This window comes from Pseudomonas promysalinigenes (assembly GCF_014269025.2).
GTDB classification, from domain to species: Bacteria; Pseudomonadota; Gammaproteobacteria; order Pseudomonadales; family Pseudomonadaceae; genus Aquipseudomonas; species Aquipseudomonas promysalinigenes.
Window position 1 is genome coordinate 2762742 of record NZ_CP077094.1, and the last position, 17663, is coordinate 2780404.

Genomic DNA, 17663 nt, shown 5'->3' on the forward strand with positions numbered 1-17663 from the left:
TCGCAACGGATGCGCTACCGAAGCGCAAAATCAGGAAAAGGACTACAAGTAGCTGGACGGTTTCCGATTTTTCTTGGTCTCAAGACGGGCCAGCTTGCCGGGCAAAGCGACGTGGGTACTACGGCGTTCCTGCTTCGCTGCGCTAAGCCCATTGTCGCTACGCCTCGAGCCCATGCGATCGTCTAACCCGGCCGTTCCATCGATCAGGCTGATGATTACTATCGAGCGCCGCGCCTCTCTGCCTGACTAGGCCGGCCTCTATAATCGCCATCCGTTTTCCTCCCCCTCGCCGGCAACCGGCGACCTCACCTTGGGATTTGCAGCATGCCAAGCGTCAAACCGGCCTCTGAAGGCCTTCCCGAACACAATCAACAGAGCGTCAAACAGCAATGGCTGGCGATCCTCTCGGTCGCGGTGGGCGCTTTCGCCCTGGTCACTAGCGAATTTCTGCCTGTCGGCGTACTCAACGACGTGGCCAGCGACCTGGGCATCAGCGCCGGCCATGCCGGCTTGATGGTGACCCTGCCCGGCATCATGGCTGCACTGGCGGCACCGCTTCTGTCGGTGGGCATCGGTGCCTTGGACCGGCGCTATCTGCTGATTGGCCTGACACTGATCATGATCATCGCCAACTCGGTGGTGGCCTATGCCAGTGACTTCAGCCTGCTGCTGTTCGGGCGTGTGTTGCTGGGGGTCAGTATCGGTGGCTTCTGGGCCACGGCCATCGCCCTGAGCGGTCGCTTGGCGCCTGATGGCGTGAGCGTGGCCCGGGCCACGTCCATCATCATGGCCGGGGTGACCTTGGCAACGGTGCTGGGCGTGCCGGTGGGCACCTGGTTGAGCGGTTTGATGGGCTGGCGCATGACGTTCCTGGTCACCGCACTGCTCGGCGTGCCGGTTGTCTTGGCGCAGGTGCTCCTGCTACCGCGGCTGAACCCGGACAAAGCCATTCACATCCGCGACCTGCCGGCGCTGTTCATCAACCCGCAAGCACGGGTGGGCTTGATTGCCGTGCTGCTGATCGGCCTGGCGCACTTTGCCGCTTACACCTACGTGGCCCCGTTCTTCAAGCAGAGCTCGGGCTTCGATGGCTCGACCATTGGTTCGCTGCTGCTGCTTTACGGAGTGGCCGGCGTGATCGGTAACCTGTTCGCAGGCTACGCCGCCAATCAGAGCGTGCGCCATACCCTGATGCTGGTGGCGGTCATGATCGGCGTCAGCACTGCGTTGTTCCCTTATTTTGCAACAGGCCTGACAGGTGCGGCGACGCTGATCGCGTTGTGGGGCTTCGCCTTCGGCGCGTTCCCGGCTTGCTCCAGCATCTGGATGTTCGTGGTGGCGCCCAAGGATGTCGAACGTGGCATGCCGCTGTTCGTGGCCATGTTCCAGGTGATCATCGCGCTGGGTTCGTTCTTTGGCGGGCGTATCGTCGATCAGCTGGGCAGTTCGGTGCTGCTGAGCCTGGCCACCGCGCTGGTGGGCTGCGGCTTCGTCACGGTGCTGGTACTGGGGCGTAATGTCAGCAACAGCCTGGCGGTGCAAGGCAGCTGAGGCCTGGCAAACGCTTGCGGTGAACCTCGTCGGGGGCGCGTGTCGCGACGCGCCATTGATTCGTCCCGATGAGTCATATTGATGCCTCCCAGGCTTGAGTCTAATACTAAGGTATCTGCCTGGGGAGGCACACATCATGCAATCCAGATTCGTGATCGTTCCGGCTGTGGCCATGGAAAAAGCACTTGTTCAACCTGGATCTCGGTCTTTTGCCGCTGCCGCATCGTGCGGTTACGACATCTACGACAATCAGGAAAAATTACGCCTCACGCCGAGTTACGCGACCAAGTCGCTGGCAGAGGCTGCGCGCTCGGAACTTGCGGGCCAATGCTCCAAGCCAGACGAACTGATCCCATTGCCCCGGCTTGATGCCAAACCCTCGGGCAGCGCCCTTTGCAGCCCATCAGGCAAAATGCCTTAGTGCACTGTCATCCCATTGCTGCCCAGTTTGCGACCAGCCGTTGTGCATGGGCAGCGGGAAGCCGGTACGGCACTGGCCTTGCCTGGCTTCGAAGTCGAAGACCGCATGGGGATAGTCATTGATTAGCAGCAAAGCCTTGCGGTGGTCCTCGGACCAGGCAATCTTGACCTGCGAGGGTTTGTCCTTATCTGCGACGCTGTCCACGTCATAGATGTGCAGTGCGGTCTGGATCGGGTTGCCAGTGCTGGCAGTATCGAGCGCGTAGAAATAGCCCGTTTCCTCATCGTCCTCGAACACCACGACGTACGTACCTTCCCCGGCCGGCGCCTCGAGCACCAACCCATCACCTACGAATAACTCGTTCTGTGCAGCAAGATAGGCAGGCATGCAGGCGTTCCTTTTCCATTGACTGGGCCTTGATCATGCACAGCATCCGACACTGGCCGCAAGGGAAACCGACTGGCTGGCCCGTGACCTGGCACAGCGGGCGCCATAGGCTTGTTGGCTCAATCCAGTACCGGCCTGAGCAAGGCCTGCGCCTCGTACAAAGTCGCCAGGTAGCGCATGCGCATTTCTTCGATGCTCAGCCTTGAGGCATGGGTGGTGATGGTCAAGGTAGCCTTGAGCGTGCCGCTGCGGTCCAGTAGCGGTACGCCCAGTACGCGCATGCCGATTTCATATTCCTGGTCAACGATGCTGTAGCCCTGCTCGCGCACCTGCTGCAACTGCGCGCGCAATTGCCCCTTGTCGGTCAGGGTATAGGGCGTCAGCGCAGCCAACGGGTTGCGCGCAAAGTAGTCGTCCAGCTGCGTCTGTGGCTGCCATGCCAGCCAAACCCTGCCACTGGCGGTGCAGTACATGGGCACCCGCGAGCCCGGGCGGATCGACAGCGATGCGATGTGGCTATAACGGCTGCGTACCAGATGAATGATCTCGTCGCCGTCACGGCTGCCCACCGATACGTGCTCCTGGGTTTGCCGAGCCACCTGCTCGACGATCGGCCGCAGCATGCGCGGTAATTGCGCCGAATCGACATAGGCCTGGCCAATACGCAAGGCCTTGGGCGTCAGCCAGTACTGCCGATTGTCGGTTTCGGCAAACCCTTCATGTACCAGGGTCAACAGAAAACGCCGGGCGGCGCTTGGGGTCAAGCCTGACTGCCTGGCCGCCTGGGGCACGCTCAAGCGTGGCTGCTCGGTGGTGAACAGTTGCATCAGCGCCAGGCCTTTCTGCAAGCCGGCGATGAGATCGCGAGGGTGAATGTCTGGCTGGGGCATGGTTGAGCTCGTGCTGATTGACGACTAATGCGATTACCGAATCGTGAGTGCGATTATCGCATCAAACCCTCGATTAGCGCATTGCCCGATGCTGGTCGCCTCGCCAAGCTTGGCTCCCATAACAACAGCATCATGGAGCACAGCATGATCCGAGGTTCTACAGAACTGGTCGCCATCGTCGGTTCGCCGATCGCCCAGGTTAAGTCGCCGGAGAATTTCAACACCTGGTTCGCCAACCAAGCCCTGGACATGGCGATGCTGCCTATCGACCTGCAGGAAACCGCGCTGGACGCGTTCGTCGATAGCTTGCGTGGCTGGCGCAACCTGCGCGGCTGCGTGGTCACTGTGCCCTATAAGCAGGCGCTGGCCCCGCGGCTAGATGCGCTGAGTGGGCGGGCCGAGGCGCTGGGATCGGTCAACGTGATCCGACGCGAAGCCGATGGCCGGCTGCTTGGCGACAACGTCGATGGCGCAGGTTTTCTGGGGGCGGCGCGCCTGCATGGCTTCTTAGCCAGCGGCAAGCGGGCGCTGATACTGGGCTGCGGCGGGGTCGGCAGTGCGATCGCCTATGCATTGGCTGAAGCAGGGATCCACGGCATCACCCTCAGCGACCCCTGCGCCGAGCGCGTAGGGGCGCTGAGTAAAATGCTCGGCAATGCCTTCGGGCAGCTGGCTGTAACGACTGATTACCACTCGCTGCAAGGGTTCGACCTGGTGGTCAACGCCTCTGCGGTCGGTATGGGGGGCAGCGGCGAGCTACCGTTGCCCTCGGCACTGCTGGCAACCCTGGCAGCCTCGACCCTGGTGGCTGACGTCGTCACTTCACCGGAAATCACCCCGCTGCTGCAACAGGCCCGTGAACGCGGCTGCCCGATCCAGACCGGGGCCCAAATGGCCTTCGCCCAGCTGGGCCACCTCGGCGCCTTCATGGGCGTCACACCGCTGGAGATCTGAGGCCATGAGCATTAGCGAACGAACACAGTTCGATCTGGTTGTCCTGGGCAGCGGGGCCGGCGGGTTGGCCACTGCGGCCACCGCGTCCCGTCTTGGGCTCAAGGTGCTGGTGGTGGAAAAGGCCGAACGCTTTGGCGGCACCTCGGCGATTTCCGGCGGTGCGGTCTGGATCCACGGCAGCGATCAGGCCCGTGCGGCCGGGGCCAAAGACTCCCCAGACGCCATGCGTACCTACTTGAAGGCGGTCATCGGCAGCGGTTACAACCCGCCATTGGTGGAGGCGTTCATCGAGCAAGGTCACCAGGCCCTGAGATGGCTTGAGCGCAACACCGAACTGCGCTACAGCTTGCGCCCGCACTCGCCGGACTACTATCCCGACCAACCCGGTGCGACCGAGTTCGGCCGCGCGCTGGAAATGGTCGAATACGACGGTCGCCACTTGGGCGCGCACTTCAAGGACCTACAGATGCCACCACCAGGCATGCTGCTGTTCGGCGGCATGATGGTCAACCGTGTGGACATCCAGCACTTTCTCAACCTGCGTCGTTCGCCGGCTTCACTGTGGCACTGCCTGAAGCTCATGGCACGCTATGGGTGGGATCGGCTGCACCACCCGCGTGGCACCCGCCTGACCACTGGCAACGCAATGATCGCCCGGCTGGCCAGCAGCGCTTTCGCTCACGGCTGCCAGTTGTGGTTGCGCAGTGAAGCGCAAGAACTGGTGATCGAACAGGGTGAGGTCACAGGCGTTATCGTCCAACGCGAGGGCCGCACCCTTGAAGTACAAGCCCGAGGTGGTGTGGTCTGCGCAATGGGGGGCTTTGCCGCTGGGCAGTTGGCGGCCACCTACCGCCCCGATGCCGCCGGCGAGCACCTGAGCATGTCGCCGCCGAGCAATGATGGCGCAGCGCTGCGCCTGGGCGAGCCGGTAGCCGCCGCGCACGGCCAAGACCTGGCGGCGAATTTTTTCTGGGCGCCGGTATCGCAGTTGCGCCATGCCAATGGTGAGCGCGAACGCTTCCCGCACTTGGTCACCGACCGCGCCAAGCCAGGTGTGATCGCAGTCGACCCTGGCGGGCGGCGTTTCGTCAACGAGTCCAAATCTTATCATCACTTCGTGCAGTCCATGCTCAGCAACGGCATTGGCCATTGCTGGTTGATCTGCGACGCCTGGGCCATGAACCGCTATGGCCTGGGGCTGGCACGGCCAAAGCCGGTGGACAACAGCGCGTTGATCGATGCCGGCTACTTGCACCGCGCCGCCAGCGTAGCCGATCTGGCGCAAGCGATCTGTGTCGATCCACACGTCTTGCAGCAGACGCTTGACCGCTTCAACACCGATGCCCGCAACGGCATCGACCCCCAGTTCGGCAAGGGCGGCAACAGCTACAACCGTTACATGGGCGACCCACAGCACCAGCCCAACCCCTGCCTGGCCCCGCTGAGCAAGGCGCCGTTCTATGCCATCCGCCTGCACACTGGCGACCTGGGTTCGGCATGTGGCCTGCTAACCGACGCCAACGCCAATGTGCTCAACCGCAGCGGCGCTGCGATTGCCGGGCTCTATGCCGTAGGCAACGACATGAACTCGATGATGAACGGTACCTATCCTGGCCCCGGTATCACCCTGGGCCCTGCCCTTACCTTTGGCTGGCTCGCCGCCCGCCATATCGCCTCGCGCCTGCAGGCGCCAGCCACTGAACGGGAGCAACCCACGTGTACTACGAACTGAGAACCTACACCCTCGACCCGCTGAAAATGGCGGACTGGCTGGCCCTGTATCAGCGTCACGCCCTTGAAGTGCAAAGCGAGCATTTGGGCAACCTGGTGGGCTTTTTCACCAGTGAATTCGGCGAGGTCAACCAAGTGGTTCATCTCTGGGCATACGCAAGCCTGGACGAGCGCATGGCGCGGCGTGCCGCGATGGCAGCCGACCCACGCTGGGCGGAGTTTTCCCGGCGCAACCGGGAATTGGGCGCCGTGTTGCAGCTGCAATCGCGGCTGCTGCGGCCCACTGGTTTTTCGCCGCTGAAATAGCACGCCTATAAGGATCAACCCATGCAACCCCTCGACTGTGACGTACTTGTCATCGGCTCCGGCGCCTCGGGCCTGGCCGCCGCCGTAACGGCCGCGCACCACGGGCTGAGCGTGATCGTTGCGGAAAAGGCCAGCCAGCTCGGCGGCACCAGCGCCTGGTCGGGGGGCTGGCTATGGATTGCGCGTAATCCGCTGGCCGTCGCTGAGGGCATCATCGAAGCGCACGATGCGCCGGAGCGTTACCTGCGGGCACAGACCCACAGCGCTGAACTGGATGCTCGCCAGCGCGCGTTTCTGCAGCATGGCCCGCAGATGGTAGCGTTCTTCCAGCAACACACCGCCGTGCAGTTTCAGTGCGGCAGCACGATGCCCGATATGCGTGAAGGCGATGGCAGTTCGGCTGGCGGGCGCTTATTGTGCGCCCAGCCCTACGACGGCCGTTTGCTGGGCCAATGGCTACACAAGCTGCGCCCACCTTTGGATATCGTCAGCCTGGCGGGTATGGGCATCGCAGGTGGCGCTGACCTGGCTGCCTTCTTCAATGCCCGTCACTCCCCCAAAGCCGCCTGGCACGTCGGCAAACGCCTGCTGCGTCACGGGCGCGATCTGTTGCTGCACCGCCGGGGCCTGCATCTGGTCAACGGCAACGCGCTCGTTGCGCGGTTGTTGCGCAGCGCGCTGGACCGTGAGGTCACGCTACTCACTGACAAAGCAGCTACACGCTTGCTCGGCGCTGAACGTATCAAGGGCGCACAGTTCGCCGATGGCCAGGTCATCCGGGCGCGTCGTGGCGTGGTCCTGGCCTGTGGCGGCTTTGCCCATGACCGCCAGCGCATCGCCCAGCTGATGCCTCACGCACCTGATGGCCTAGCACATTACTCAGCCGCCCCACCCCACAATTGTGGGGATGGCCTGCGCCTGGGTGAACAGGTGGGCGGCCAGCTTGGCCCGCAGTTGCCACAAGCCGGCGCCTGGGCGCCCATATCACGCGTCCCACGCCGCGACGGCAGTGTTGGCAACTTTCCGCACCTGATCGATCGAGCCAAGCCAGGCTTCATCGCCGTGCGCCGGGATGGCCGGCGTTTCGTCAACGAAGCCGATTGCTACCACGATTTCATGAACGCCCTGTTCGCCGCCTCCCCGCCTGGCCAAGCCCCTGAGGCATGGCTGATCTGCGACCATCGCGCACAACGGCGTTACGGCATCGGCTGGGCCAAGCCGTTCCCGTTCCCGCTCGGCGCTTACCAGCGCTGTGGTTATCTGCTCAGCGCCGAGACCTTGGCTGAGCTGGCGCAACGTTGTGGCATCGATGCTGCGCAACTGCAGCTCACCGTCGCCGAGTTCAACCGCCATGCCGCACATGGCCAGGACCCGGTCTTCCAGCGCGGCAGCTCGGCTTACAACAGGGCCCAGGGCGAGCCGTTGCATAGGCCCAACCCTGCCTTGCGGCCACTGGGCCGCGGGCCGTTTCATGCGGTGAAACTGCTGCCAGGCAGCCTTGGCACATTCGCCGGTCTGCAAACCGATGCCTTGGCACGCGTGCTGGATGAAGCGCAGCAGCCGATTCCTGGCCTGTTCGCGGTCGGCAACGACATGCACAGCATCATGGCTGGGCATTATCCTAGTGGCGGTATCACCCTGGGCCCGGGCATGACCTTCGGCTACCTGGCTGGCAAAGCGCTCTGCGAGCCATGAGCTGGGCGCACAATCGTTCGGTTATCGAACAAAAGCCGGCCACTGCGAATTGACGCTCGCCCTTGCACTGCCCACCATGCACCGGCCTTGCGTGTAGCCCCCTGCCTGGGGCCAGGTCAGGTTCTGCAAACCGCCGTTCTATACAATTTCAAGAAACGACCGAGAATATGAACCACTCCAAGCTCTCCAGCGCGAGCCTGCAGCTGCCTGCTGCTGGCATCGGCGACAAGATCCGCGGCGCCTTTGCCGTAGGCAAGACGCGATGGGGCATGCTCGCCCTGGTGTTTTTCGCCACTACCCTGAACTACATCGACCGCGCCGCCTTGGGCATCATGCAGCCGGAACTGGCCAAGGCCATGAACTGGACGGCGATGGACTACGCCAACATCAACTTCTGGTTCCAGGTCGGCTATGCCGTTGGCTTCGTGCTCCAGGGCCGGCTGATCGACAAGGTTGGGGTCAAACGCGCCTTCTTCGCCGCCGTGCTGCTCTGGAGCCTGGCCACCGGCGCCCATGGCCTTGCCACGTCTGCGGCTGGTTTCATGGTCTGCCGTTTCATCCTGGGCCTGACCGAAGCGGCCAACTATCCAGCCTGCGTCAAGACCGTACGCCTGTGGTTCCCTGCCGGTGAACGCGCCATCGCCACTGGCCTGTTCAACGCTGGCACCAACGTCGGTGCCATGGTCACCCCGGCCCTGCTGCCGCTGATTCTCACCGTCTGGGGCTGGCAGGCTGCGTTCATCGCCATGGGTTGCCTGGGCCTGGTCTGGCTGGTGTTCTGGAGCCTCAAGTACTTCAACCCGCAAGAACACCCAAAGGTCAGCCAGGGTGAACTGGACTACATCGAACAGGACGCAGAACCGGAGGTGGCGCGCCTGCCTTTTAGCCGTATCCTCGGCATGCGCGGCACCTGGGCCTTTGCCGTAGCCTACGCGATCACTGCGCCGGTGTTCTGGTTCTACCTGTACTGGCTGCCGCCTTTCCTCAACCAGCAGTACAACTTGGGCATCAGTGTGACCCAGATGGGGCTGCCACTGATGCTGATCTGGCTAACCGCGGACTTCGGCAGCATCGGTGGCGGCATCCTCTCATCGTGGCTGATCGGCCGAGGCGTACGCGCAACCACCGCGCGGCTGGTGTCGATGCTGATCTTCGCCTGCACCATGGTCAGCGTGACCTTCGCTACCCATGCCAGCGGGCTGTGGGTGGCAGTGCTGGCCATCGCCTTGGCGGTGGGTGCGCATCAGGCCTGGACTGCGAACATCTGGAGCCTGGTGATGGACTACACGCCCAAGCACCTGATCAGCACGGTATTCGGTTTTGCCAGCATGTGTGCAGCGGTTGGCGGCATGTTCATGACGCAGATCGTCGGCAGCGTGTTGATGGCCACCCATAACAACTATGCCGTGCTGTTCACCTTGATTCCGGCCATGTACTTCCTGGCGCTGATATGGATGTACTTCATGGCGCCGCGCAAACTCCAGGCCTGACTTACCCAAAGTCCTGGCAGTTGCTGGGCCTGTCCGAGTGATGTCAGTCCGTAACGCCAATTGGGGCCGCGTTGCGGCCCCAATGCATGAGCATGAAACGTTGGAATACTGGCGATGAACGCTAGCGCCTTGCGAGCACCGCTCGGGCCTTATCCAGTGCCATACGCGCCCGCTGCTCAGCACTGATGCCCTGCTCCATCAATTGGCGGGTTGGGATTTCCAGGCTCAAGGGCACCGTCGCCGGCAAGGCGCGCAGCAGCCCCACCAGGTCAGCATCGCCATCACCTGGGAAACGCCGCTCATTGCGCGCCTGGCGCAGGATCTCCTCCATCTCGGCAGGCACAGGGCCTGCCACGTCGCACAACTGGGCGTAGCGCATGCGCGATGGCGGCAGCTGTGCAAGATCCTCCAGCGAACACCGCGAACGGTTGAAGTGAAACGCATCGACCAGCACACAGCCATTGGCCCGATCGGCGTTGGCCACCACTTCCATGGCCTGGCGCAGGTCGCGCACGTCGGTCCAAGGCATGAATTCCAGATGCGGATAGATGCCATAACCGGCAGCCAGGTCGCACAGTTGCGCAAAGTGCTCAGTCAGGCGAGCGCTATCGGAGTCGTTGCCAGCCACCAGCAGCTCTGAGCCGCCAAGCTCCGCGCCAACCGCTAATATCGGTTCGAAATCAGCTACGCAGGTATCGGGCTTGAGCCTGAGGATTTCCAGGTCGAGCACCTTGATGCCAGTGTCGCGAAGGCGTGCCTTCGTTTGGCGGCGCAGCTGTGGGTCTGCCACCAGCGGGAAGTGCTGCTCCTGCTCGGTGGCCGGGACCAGGCGCAAGCCCACATGGGTGTAACCGGCACGGGCTGCTACCTCCACCATGTCTGGTGGGGACAGCTCGAGCACGGTCAACGCCGCGAGAGAGAAAATTCGATCGGTCATGTCAGTACCTTGGGAAAATAATCAGGCGATCAACGCAGGGGCACAGGCCCGGCCGGTTTCGGCAGCCTCGCGGATGGCATCGACCAGCGCCAGCGTGCGACCGCCATCGGCGGCATCGATCAACGGCGCCTCACGGCCTTGGGCTACGCGGATGAAGTGCTGCAATTGCAAGGTCAGGGCTTGGCCTGCAGGTATGCTTTCGCGGCTTTGCAGCAAAGGCGTATGCCAGCCCGAGCCTGCCTCGGCGTAATGCCAGCGTTTGAGCTGCGGAATGCTCATTGCCCCTTCGGTGCCAGCGAGCAAGTAGCAAGGCTGGCCCTCCTGACGCGGATAAACCGGGCTTTCACCTGAGTCCAGCTCCCAGCTCCACGGCGCGGCCACCGCGTCGGACCCCGTCAGGCTGCCCAGCGCGCCGTTGGCGAACTGCAGCAGCACCGCGGCGCTGTCTTCATTGGCGAAGCCGCGCACGTCGTTACGGGTGAACGCCTGCACCTGGACGACTTCCCCACACAGAAAGCGCAGCAGGTCCAGGTCATGGATCAAGTTGGTCAGCAGAAAGCCCGCGCCGGGCTCGCGGCGCCAGGGCGTTTCGAAGTAGCTGTCGGGTTTTTGCAACTGCCAGAGGGCAGTGACGTTGACCAAGCGGCCCAGCTTGCCTTGCTCGATCACCTCGCGGGCTTTGGTGATCAGCGGGTTGTGCCGCCGATGATGACCGACCAGCACTGGCACGTTCCGCTTACGCGAGGCCTCTACCAAACTACGCACTTCATCCAGGTGCACGCCCACGGGCTTTTCCACCAGCACCGGTATGCCGGCCTCCACACAATCCAGGGCGCAAGCCACATGCAGGTTGTTAGGGTTGGCGACGATCACAGCGTCTGGCCTGGCGTGCTCGAGCATCTTCCGGTGGTCGGCATAATAGGCAGCCCCACATTGGGCAGCGAAAGCCTCGGCTTGCGGGCCTGGATCTGCCACGGCGCATAGCCGGGCCTGGGGCAACTGGCTCAGGTGTTGGTAGTGCTGGCGGCCCATGATTCCAGCGCCGATCAAGGCAACTCGTAAGGGTGAATTCAACGCACTGTCCTCTTGTCATTGTTGTGATGCGATTATGAAACTGGGTTCCGGAATCGCATATGCACAATGTAGAACCAAGTTCAGTTATTCAGAACGGTGAGAACGTAGGACTGTGCGGTTATCGACCACAAATTGACCTTAGGCGAAGATCTCACTGGCTGGGCTGGCGGCGGACAGCTCTTGTGCCGCGCTCAACAGCAACGGCGCAAGGTCCGCCAGCCGAGCTTGCGCCAGGCGGGCGCTGGGGCCGGCAACACTGAGCACGCCAATCACTTCACCACCCTGTGGGCGGCGCACCACCGCGGCCAGCGCCGAGGTGCCTATCGCAGAGGTTTGCTCGACCCAGGCATAGCCCCGTTGGCGGGCTTGGTGCAGGTAAGCCAATAGCTCGTCCATGGACCGCGGCGCATTGGGGCCGAACTGGGCAGGGTCGGCGATGCCCTGGCGCAACACCATCTGCACGGCTTGCTCGTCGCCGAGGCTGGCAAGCCACGCGTGCCCGGAAGCGGTATAGAACAATGGCGCATCGCGGCCCATGTCGGGGTCGTAACGCAGGCCGGAACGGGCACCTTGCGACTTGGCGATCCAGGTCTGGCGGTTGCCCTCAACCACCCCCAGGCGCACCAGTTCACCACTTTCCTGGGCCAAGCGATCAAGAATGGGCTGAATGATGTCGGCGCCGCTACTGGATAGGTAACGGAAGCCCAACGCCACCAGTTTGGCCGATAACTGATAGCGGCTGTTGTCGCGGTTCTGACGCACGTAGCCAAGGCGCACCAGTTCACTGAGCATGCGGTGGGCTGCGCTCTTGGGAATGTCCAGACGTTCGGCCAAGGCTTGCAGCCCCAAGCCATGGGGCTCGCCGGTCAAGCTCTCGACAATACTGAAAGCGCGTTCGATCTGACTACCTGCCATACCTGTATCCCTGCAATTTTTTGCGGATTCTAGAAGATCATTCCATCTGGACGATACGAATTCAGCGGCGCAAACCTGAGAGTGTCCGCTAATCGACCACAACTTGTGATTCCAGGTTGCCGAATCGCCTATACCTTCGAATATTATGGAACCCGATTCCAATAATAACCCGGAGAACCCCCGATGCCTGCCCAATCCTTCCCAAGCGACTGCGACGTACTGGTGGTCGGCTCTGGCGCAGCCGGCCTGGCTGCGGCCGTTACGGCTGCCTGGCATGGGCAGAAGGTCGTGCTGGTGGAAAAAGACCCCGTCTTCGGTGGTGCCACCGCCTGGTCTGGGGGCTGGGCATGGGTGCCCCGCAACCCGCTGGCCCAGCGCGCAGGCATCTGCGAAGACATCGAGCAGCCGCGTACCTACCTGCGCAACGAACTGGGCACACGCTATGACGCTGAGCGCGTGGATGCGTTTCTGGAAGCTTGCCCACACATGGTCGCGTTCTTCGAACGGCACACCACGTTGCAATTTGCAGACGGCAACGGCATCCCCGACATGCACGGTGACACCCCTGGCGCTGCACTCGGGGGCCATCAGGTGATAGCCGCCCCTTACGATGCCCGCCAGCTTGGCGCGCTGCTCCCGCGCCTGCGCAAGACCCTGCGGGAAACCTCGTTCATGGGCATGCCAATCATGGCCGGCGCTGACCTGGCAGCGTTCCTCAACATGACGCGCTCACCGCGTGCCTTGTTGCATGTGGGCAAACGCTTCGCTCGTCACCTGTATCATCTGGCCCGCTATGGTCGCGCCATGCATTTGGTCAACGGCGTTGCGCTGGTGGCACGGCTGGCCAAATCCGCCGAAGACCTGGGTGTGCGAATGATCGAGTCGACCGCGGCCAAAAGCCTGCTGCTCAAGGACGGTAAGGTGCAAGGCGCAGTACTGGACACCGCACAGGGCGAGCGAACAATACGCGCCAGAGCCGTGATATTGGCTGCCGGAGGCTTCCCCAACGACGCTGAACGCCGTCGGCAACTGTTCCCGCGTGACGACAGCGGCTACGACAACCTAGCCCTGCCGCCACCGTCCTGCTCAGGCGACGGTTTACGCCTGGGTGAAGCGGCCGGCGGTGTGGTAGCCACCGACCTGAAGTCACCGGTTGCCTGGGCACCGGTTTCGGAAGTCCCCCACCGCGACGGCAGCACAGGCCATTTTCCGCACATCATCGAACGGGGCAAGCCCGGAATCATCGGCGTATTGGCCAACGGCAAGCGCTTCGTCAATGAAGCGCACGGCTACTACGACTACGTATCAGCGATGATCGAAGCCGTGCCAGCGGGCGAGCCGGTGTGCTCCTGGCTGATCTGCGACCACCGCTTCGTGCGGCGCTTCGGCCTGGGCTATGTGCGCCCTGCACCATTACCCCTGGGCGCGCATCTGCGTAGTGGTTACCTCAAACGCGGCCAGACGCTGGCTGACTTGGCCAAGGCATGCGGTATCGACCCTGCTGGGCTGAGCGCCACCGTGGCAGACTTCAACCTACACGCACGCCAGGGCCAGGACCCAGCCTTCGGCCGTGGCTCGACCCCGTTCAACCGCAAGCAGGGCGACCCCATGCACCCAGGGCCCAACCCATGCGTGGCGCCCATCGAGCATGGGCCGTTCTACGCTGTGAAGGTGCAACCCGGCTGCTTCGGCACGTTCGCCGGGCTGCGCACTGATGGCCACGCGCGGGTGCTGAACGAGGCCGGCCAGCCGATCAATGGGTTGTACGCGGCCGGCACCGACATGGCCAGCATCTTCGGCGGCTGGTACCCGTCTGGCGGCATCAACCTTGGGCCGGCGCTGACCTTCGGCTACGTCGCGGCAAGGCATATCAGCGGCGTCACCGCCTATGAATAGCGCCAGCGGTTGGCAAATCATGGACAGGGGCTAGGTTTGCCAATCAAACTGGGCGGGCCGACTGCATACCGACCTTATCCAAGGAGGACGATTGCCTTTGAACAAGCCCCCAGAACCTTCCCGCGGCTGGCTGGCCAGCAAGCTCCTGGCGAATGGCCAGGAACCTGATCCACGTTTCACCCTGGCCAACGAGCGCACCTTCCTGGCCTGGATCAGAACCTCCCTGGCGCTGCTGGCCAGCGGTATAGCCGTGGACATGTTCACTGCCGAGATCTTCAGCTCCGGCACCCGGCGCCTGCTGGCGGTGGCCTTGATCAGCCTGGCCTTGCTCTTGAGCCTGCCGGCGTTCGGACGCTGGCTCAACGTAGAGCGAGCCATGCGCCATAAACGGCCGCTGCCCTTCCCTCTGATTGCACCAGCGCTGTCGATCGGCGTATCGCTGGTGATGGCGTTTTTTGCCTACGCGGTGTTCTTCCATGCCTGACCCGACGCGCCTGCAGGCCGATGACGGCTTGCAGCCGGAGCGCACACTGCTGGCATGGCGTCGGACCATTCTGGCCATGGTGGTGTGCAGCTGCTTCTTTTTACGCTGGGTCCCGCAGCATGGCTGGCTGGCCGTAGGCCCAGCGATAGTCTGCCTGCTGGCCGCTGGCGCCGCCTGGTTGCGGTTACGGCGCAGCTATCAGCGCAACCTGATCGGCCTGCAGGCCGAAATCATCGCATCCGGGGTGACGGTGAACCTCTTGTTGGCCGTCTGCGTGACGGTGCTGTGCGCCGTGGAGTTGTTCGCGATTCTGGTCTGGTAGCCCAGAGGCCTAGCGGGCGGCCTGCCTGGCTCGATAGTCACTATCGACAGCACCAATTTCTATCCCAAACCGGCATTCAATAACCTAGCTCCATCGATTCATACCGACCGAATCCCGGAGCTTGCCCAATGAACACCTCGGCCCGCCTGCTGCTCACTGCAATCGCCGCTATCGCTGTGCTCAGCGGCTGCGCCAGCCACCCTGAACTGCGCCCATACACCCCCCAAGAGTCCCGGCAACTGCAACTGGAAGCGATCCAGCGCCACGGCCTGTCGCTGGAGGAATATGAACTGCGCAAACGTGTGATTGAGCGATCTGCCAACGAGCAAGTGATTACCGAGCGCAGCGAAGATCAAGGTGGTGCCCAAGGTTGACCCAGCGAACGCCGCCCGCAGGTTGCGGTAATAACATCGGTTAGGCTATGAAACACCGTCTGCCTGGCCCAAGCGCAACATGACCGGAGGATGCCCAATGATCGACCACCTGGACCACCTGGTACTGACGACCATCGACGTCGATGCGTGCAGCGACTTCTACACACGTGTGCTGGGCATGCAGCGCGAAACATTCGGTGCTGGGCGGTTGGCGTTCCGCTTCGGCAACCAGAAGATCAACGTGCATGTGCGCGGCCATGAGTCCGAGCCCAAGGCGCATCTACCCGTGCCGGGCGCGCTGGACCTTTGCTTTATCGCCAGCATTGCTCTGGATGAGGTGATTGCCCGCCTGCATGCAGCGCCTTGGCCGATCGTTGAAGGCCCCGTGCAGCGCACCGGTGCGACCGGCCCGATCCGCTCGGTGTATGTACGCGATCCCGACCTGAACCTGATCGAGATCGCCGAACCCTTGCCTGTTGGCTAGCACAGCTTGGCAGCCTCCAGTCAAGTGCGGCTGGCCGAGGTGGGCCGCCTACAGGTATCCTTACCCGCTCAAGAGCAAGCCTTCCAGGACGGTGACCATGACCAGGCCCCTTCTGTTGCTGACTGCGGCGCTCCTTACGAGCCCGGCATTGCACGCGCAACTGATCCAGCGCCAATTGGGCGATTTCGACTTCAAGCTTGGTACCACCCCGTCGCGCAGCATGGCCCAGGGGTTGATCTCGCCGACTGCGGTGGGCGCTTTTCACGGCGGGCTGGACCTTAGCCACTCCAGCGGCTGGTACATTGGCCAGTACGCACCCAGCATGGGCGTTGCGCCGGACTCCACCCTGCGTCTGGACAGCTACACCGGCTACAAGCACCACTTCGACAATACCCTGGGTTACGAGGTGGGCCTGGTTCACTACAGTCAGCCGAACATCGCCGGTGCCGAAAGCTTTGCCCTCTACGGCGGGCTGTCGATATTGGGCAGCCGCTTCGGGGGTGCTTGGCGTGATAACCCGGACAACCGCACCGGCACGCTATTCGCCGACTTCGGCCAGTGGCCCTTGTTCGACGTGGACCTGACCGTCAAGCTCGCCCACCATCGCCTGGGAACACCCTTCACACTCGGTGACGGTAGCCAGATCAACGGCTTTTCCGACTGGTCGCTTGAGCTATCGCGACCCTGGCTTGGTATCGATCTCAACCTGATCTACAGCAACTCCAACCTCAGCGGCAGCGGCTGCGATGCCTATGCCGGTATCAACAGCGCCTGCGAAAGCATGGTGACCCTCAAAGCCCAACGCAGCTTTTTCTGAGTTACAAGCCCCAGCGCCGGCATCAGCCCGCGCTGGCTGGCATCAGTGTCGCGATCAACGCCCGTACCGTACCCGGCAAAGCCTGCAGCTCACGCACCAGGATGCTGCGCTCGCGCACGGCCCACGGCTCGTCCAGGTCGATGGTGACCAGCTCCATGGTCTGGCTATGCCGGATGGCGGCAGATTCGGGGATGATACCGATGCCCACCCCGGCTTCCACCAGCCGGCAGATGGCCTCGAAGCTCGACAGCTGAATCCGTAGCGAGAGGTTCAGGCCCATACGTTCCACATGGTCACGTAGAAAACTCAGCAAGGTGCTGCCGTCGTGCAGGCCGATGTGCTGGAAAGCCAGGGTCTGCTTGAACGTCACGGTCTTGCGCCCGGCCAGCTCGTGGGCCGTCGGTACGATCAGCACCAGCCTGTCGGTACTGAAATGCAGCACCTGCAAGCCGCTGGCTTCCACGGGCCCGGCGATGATGCCCATATCGCTGCTGCCATCGAGCACGCCCCGCACGATGTCCCGCGACAGGCGCTCCTGCAGGTCGACGGTGACCCCGGGGCGTTTGGCCATGAAGCCGGCAAGCACTTCTGGCAAAAATTCGGTCACGGCGGTGGTGTTGGCGAAGATCCGAATATGCCCCACCTGGTCGGTGCCGAACTGAGCGAACTCAGCTTTGAGGTAGTCGACCTGACGCATGATCAAACGGGCATGCATCAACAACTTCTGCCCTGCAGGGGTCAATTCCACGCCACGGCTGTCACGGTATAGCAAGCGGCTATCGAGCTGAGCTTCCAAGGCTTTGATCCGGGCACTGGCGGCCGCTGGCGAGAGAAACGCCCGACGCGCGCCCTGGGTGAGGCTTGGTGACTCGCCGATATGGATGAAAAGCCGCAGGTCTGCCAGATCAAAGTGCATAGACCCTCCCATGGATGGC

At 62.8% G+C, this 17663-nt stretch carries 18 protein-coding genes; 12 read left to right on the forward strand and 6 right to left on the reverse strand.

Annotated features, from left to right (window positions below; all coding sequences use genetic code 11):
- The first annotated feature begins 324 nt into the window (after positions 1-324).
- On the forward strand, positions 325-1551 hold the full coding sequence (locus tag HU725_RS12550) for an MFS transporter (RefSeq protein ID WP_186477901.1): 1227 nt from the start codon (positions 325-327) through the stop codon (positions 1549-1551).
- Positions 1552-1954: 403 nt separating this feature from the next.
- On the opposite strand, the gene HU725_RS12555 is transcribed toward HU725_RS12550, so the two are convergent.
- Both HU725_RS12555 and HU725_RS12560 read right to left on the reverse strand, forming a co-directional pair.
- A complete protein-coding gene (locus HU725_RS12555) occupies positions 1955-2359 on the reverse strand; it encodes a DUF2251 domain-containing protein (RefSeq protein ID WP_186477902.1) in 405 nt (134 codons plus the stop codon).
- A gap of 119 nt (positions 2360-2478) precedes the next feature.
- Positions 2479-3249, reverse strand: a complete 771-nt coding sequence (locus tag HU725_RS12560; RefSeq protein ID WP_186477903.1) for an IclR family transcriptional regulator domain-containing protein — start codon at positions 3247-3249, stop codon at positions 2479-2481.
- A 144-nt stretch (positions 3250-3393) separates the two neighbouring features.
- Between HU725_RS12560 and HU725_RS12565 the strand changes: the two genes are divergently transcribed.
- The 5 genes from HU725_RS12565 to HU725_RS12585 all read left to right on the forward strand — a co-directional run bounded on the left by HU725_RS12565 (position 3394) and on the right by HU725_RS12585 (position 9425).
- Complete coding sequence (locus tag HU725_RS12565; protein WP_186477904.1) at positions 3394-4203, forward strand: shikimate dehydrogenase family protein; 810 nt, start codon at positions 3394-3396, stop codon at positions 4201-4203.
- A gap of 4 nt (positions 4204-4207) precedes the next feature.
- Positions 4208-5935: an FAD-dependent oxidoreductase gene (locus HU725_RS12570; protein ID WP_186477905.1), complete on the forward strand. Its 1728-nt coding sequence runs from the start codon at positions 4208-4210 to the stop codon at positions 5933-5935.
- The gene (locus HU725_RS12575) at positions 5920-6240 is read left to right on the forward strand and encodes an NIPSNAP family protein (protein ID WP_060477015.1); all 321 of its coding nucleotides are present in this window, start codon (positions 5920-5922) and stop codon (positions 6238-6240) included. Before HU725_RS12570 ends, HU725_RS12575 begins: the two co-directional genes overlap by 16 nt.
- Before the next feature lie 21 nt (positions 6241-6261).
- Complete coding sequence (locus HU725_RS12580) at positions 6262-7935, forward strand: FAD-dependent oxidoreductase (RefSeq protein ID WP_186477906.1); 1674 nt, start codon at positions 6262-6264, stop codon at positions 7933-7935.
- A gap of 167 nt (positions 7936-8102) precedes the next feature.
- The gene (locus HU725_RS12585; RefSeq protein ID WP_186477907.1) at positions 8103-9425 is read left to right on the forward strand and encodes an MFS transporter; all 1323 of its coding nucleotides are present in this window, start codon (positions 8103-8105) and stop codon (positions 9423-9425) included.
- Positions 9426-9546: 121 nt separating this feature from the next.
- Here the strand turns inward: HU725_RS12585 and HU725_RS12590 are convergent, their stop codons facing one another.
- The 3 genes from HU725_RS12590 to HU725_RS12600 form a co-directional block, all read right to left on the reverse strand.
- Positions 9547-10362, reverse strand: a complete 816-nt coding sequence (locus HU725_RS12590; RefSeq protein ID WP_186477908.1) for a sugar phosphate isomerase/epimerase family protein — start codon at positions 10360-10362, stop codon at positions 9547-9549.
- 21 nt (positions 10363-10383) lie between these two features.
- Positions 10384-11436, reverse strand: coding sequence for a Gfo/Idh/MocA family protein (locus tag HU725_RS12595; RefSeq protein ID WP_186477909.1), 1053 nt, complete (start codon positions 11434-11436; stop codon positions 10384-10386).
- 138 nt (positions 11437-11574) lie between these two features.
- Complete coding sequence (locus tag HU725_RS12600) at positions 11575-12351, reverse strand: IclR family transcriptional regulator (protein ID WP_186477910.1); 777 nt, start codon at positions 12349-12351, stop codon at positions 11575-11577.
- 183 nt (positions 12352-12534) lie between these two features.
- On the opposite strand from HU725_RS12600, the gene HU725_RS12605 reads away from it, so the two are divergent.
- The 6 genes from HU725_RS12605 (at position 12535) to HU725_RS12630 (ending at position 16728) form a co-directional block, all read left to right on the forward strand.
- A complete protein-coding gene (locus HU725_RS12605; protein WP_186477911.1) occupies positions 12535-14247 on the forward strand; it encodes an FAD-dependent oxidoreductase in 1713 nt (570 codons plus the stop codon).
- A gap of 97 nt (positions 14248-14344) precedes the next feature.
- Positions 14345-14731, forward strand: coding sequence for a YidH family protein (locus HU725_RS12610; protein WP_202884451.1), 387 nt, complete (start codon positions 14345-14347; stop codon positions 14729-14731).
- Positions 14724-15053, forward strand: coding sequence for a DUF202 domain-containing protein (locus HU725_RS12615; protein WP_060477007.1), 330 nt, complete (start codon positions 14724-14726; stop codon positions 15051-15053). The genes HU725_RS12610 and HU725_RS12615 overlap by 8 nt, the downstream gene beginning before the upstream one ends.
- A 128-nt stretch (positions 15054-15181) precedes the next feature.
- Positions 15182-15427 carry a hypothetical protein gene (locus tag HU725_RS12620; RefSeq protein WP_186477913.1) on the forward strand — a complete coding sequence of 82 codons (246 nt, stop codon included), beginning with the start codon at positions 15182-15184 and terminating at the stop codon, positions 15425-15427.
- Positions 15428-15524: 97 nt separating this feature from the next.
- Positions 15525-15911 carry a VOC family protein gene (locus tag HU725_RS12625; RefSeq protein WP_186477914.1) on the forward strand — a complete coding sequence of 129 codons (387 nt, stop codon included), beginning with the start codon at positions 15525-15527 and terminating at the stop codon, positions 15909-15911.
- A 97-nt stretch (positions 15912-16008) separates the two neighbouring features.
- The gene (locus tag HU725_RS12630) at positions 16009-16728 is read left to right on the forward strand and encodes a TorF family putative porin (protein ID WP_186477915.1); all 720 of its coding nucleotides are present in this window, start codon (positions 16009-16011) and stop codon (positions 16726-16728) included.
- A 22-nt stretch (positions 16729-16750) separates the two neighbouring features.
- Here HU725_RS12630 and HU725_RS12635 read toward each other — a convergent pair whose 3' ends face one another.
- Positions 16751-17644, reverse strand: a complete 894-nt coding sequence (locus HU725_RS12635; RefSeq protein WP_186477916.1) for a LysR family transcriptional regulator — start codon at positions 17642-17644, stop codon at positions 16751-16753.
- Positions 17645-17663 lie beyond the last annotated feature (19 nt).